The sequence below is a fragment of the Streptomyces sp. NPDC127038 genome, from assembly GCF_042725875.1.
In the GTDB taxonomy this organism is placed as follows: Bacteria; Actinomycetota; Actinomycetes; order Streptomycetales; family Streptomycetaceae; genus Streptomyces.
The window spans coordinates 1-2,210 of record NZ_JBHXDQ010000138.1; the positions used below are offsets into that span (position 1 = coordinate 1).

Sequence of the window (2,210 nt, forward strand, 5' to 3'; positions counted from 1 at the left end):
GACGCTGTTGGCAAAATCAGCCTGATCTTGTGGTGAGCCCGTGCTCGCCACAAGATCAGGCTGACTCAGTGCCGTGGGGCTGCGAGGATGCGCTGTGTGGTTACGGATGCGGAGTGGGAGCGGATTCGAGGGAATCTGCGCTTCGGGCAGGTCTTGCGGGGCACAGTCGTGAAGGTGCCCAGACCTGGGGCGATCGGGATCTTCGTAGATATCGGCTTGGACGTCGGGGGTTTCGTCGACGTCCTGCTGTTGCCGGAACCGGCAGAACAATGGCCCGCTGAAGGCACCATCACTGATTTCGAGGTTTGGTGGGCGGACAGCCGTCAGCAGGTCCGGCTGAAGCCATCCGATCCGCAGTACTTGCGGAAGGACTTCGCGGACTTCACTGCCCGTGTCAGACCCGGTTGGACAGCCGACATCGGCCAGCCCGTTCGCGACAGCGGGCCAATCACTGCGCAGGAGCTTGCTTCGCTACTTGATCGGCAGGAGCGCCGCGAAGTGTGAGACGCGGGTGCGGGCCCGGGGCGTTTGAATGATGTGGGCGTTGATACGGGCGAGGTTGATCGCGGCGCCCGTAAGTTGGTGCTGAAGGCTGGTCTTGGCTAAGCCGCGGTAGCGTGATCTGCGCAGGTCACAGCTGTGCACGCCTTGTGAAATGGTTCCTTCGATCCCAGCCCGGACTTTGTAGCGTTCTTTCCATTCGTCGGTCTGCTGGAGTGCGCGGGCCTGCTGTAGTTCGCGGTGTGCCTGCTGTGGCCGCAGTGTGATGGCCCGGCCTTTTGCGCTGAGGTTTGGCACGCAGTCGCGCACGACAGGACACGGCCGGCAGTCTCGTGCGGAGAACTGTGCACGGACGACGGGCAGGCCCTGTTGGGACCGGTCTTCTCTCCACCCGGTGTTGGTGATTCCGTTGGGGCAGGTCACACGTTTGCTGTCCCAGTCCACGGTGAAGGCGTCCTGGCCGTAGGTACCCGCTCGTGCCTGGGCGTTGGTGACCGACTTGAGTGGCCCGTGCAGTGCGACACCGTGAGCGCGGGCGTCTGCCATGGCGCCGGCGTTGGCATAGCCCGTATCGACCCAGTGCTCTGCCGGAAGCATGGACCGGCCGGCCAGGGCAGCGTGGATCACAGTCGTCATGCGGTCGTCCGGAACGGTGGCCATGGTGGTCACGATGTTCGTGATCAGGTTCGGTGCGTCCGGCTCGCAGGTCTCGGTGAAGTGCACCTTGTAGCCGTTCCAGTGAAGATCCTGCTTGATGCTGCCGCGGGCCTCGGTGTCATAGGGCGTGACCAGGCGCATCGCACCCCGTGGCCGGTCTTTTGGGGCTCTGTTCATCACCTCACCCTCGACCTGCTGGAAGCACTGGACCCAGATGTGCCGCAGCGTTTCCACCTGCTGCAGTGTCCGCAGTTCTTCCGGCGCTTCGACAGACCAGACAGCCTGGAGCAGGCGCGTCCCGTCTCGGCCGACCCGCAATGCCGTCTCTTCCCGCTTGGCCCGACTCTTGGGATAGCCGAACTCCGAAGCCGGAACCGAGTAGTGCCTGAACCAGTCCGGCTCCGCGATGCCGCCAAGCCACTCGGGAGCTGCCTGCGCCAGAGCGTTGAGCGCGGCACGCAGCGTCTCAGTCACCATCTCGAGCCAGGAGAGCTCGCGCGCGGCGCAAAGAACGTGGGTGGAGTCGGTCCTCGCACGGCCTACTGTCTTGAGGAGCCCTTTGTCCCGCGCGGCCACCAGAATGCCGTCCAGGACTCGCCGCCCGGCATCTGCCTGGACTAACCGGTCCCTGAACTCCGACAGCACCGAGTAGTCGAAGCCAGGGTCCTCCAGGTCCAGCCCGAGGGCGTACTTGAAGTCGATCCTGGCTCGCACCGCCTCCGCAGCCTGCCGGTCGGTCAGGCCCTCAACGAACTGCAGCACCAACACCAGCGCCAGCCTGCCCGGTGACCACGCCGGCCTGCCACGCGTTGGAAACAGGTCTGCGAACTCCTCGTCGCCGAACAGTGGTCCCAGCTCATCCCGGACCGTGATAGCGAGGCTCCCCTTCGGAAACGCCGCTCGCGCCACCCGAACCGTCTCCGCCGGAATCTTCCCCGGCCCCATCGGCTGCATCGACACCGCACCCACCCCCAACGCACGTCGGCCTCCACGACCCCAACCAGGTCGTGAAGGCCGACGTCACGCCGCGCCTTGAATTCGCCAACAGCGTC

Annotated in this window: 2 protein-coding genes; one reads left to right on the top strand and one right to left on the bottom strand. The window is 65.0% G+C overall.

The window, feature by feature from the left end; all coding sequences use genetic code 11:
* The first annotated feature begins 96 nt into the window (after window positions 1–96).
* Window positions 97–504 carry a hypothetical protein gene (locus ACFWI4_RS41090; RefSeq protein WP_387206833.1) on the top strand — a complete coding sequence of 136 codons (408 nt, stop codon included), beginning with the start codon at window positions 97–99 and terminating at the stop codon, window positions 502–504.
* On the opposite strand, the gene ACFWI4_RS41095 is transcribed toward ACFWI4_RS41090, so the two are convergent.
* Window positions 472–2,118, bottom strand: a complete 1,647-nt coding sequence (locus ACFWI4_RS41095) for an IS1182 family transposase (RefSeq protein WP_387206835.1) — start codon at window positions 2,116–2,118, stop codon at window positions 472–474. The two genes, ACFWI4_RS41090 and ACFWI4_RS41095, sit on opposite strands and share 33 nt — an antisense overlap.
* Window positions 2,119–2,210 lie beyond the last annotated feature (92 nt).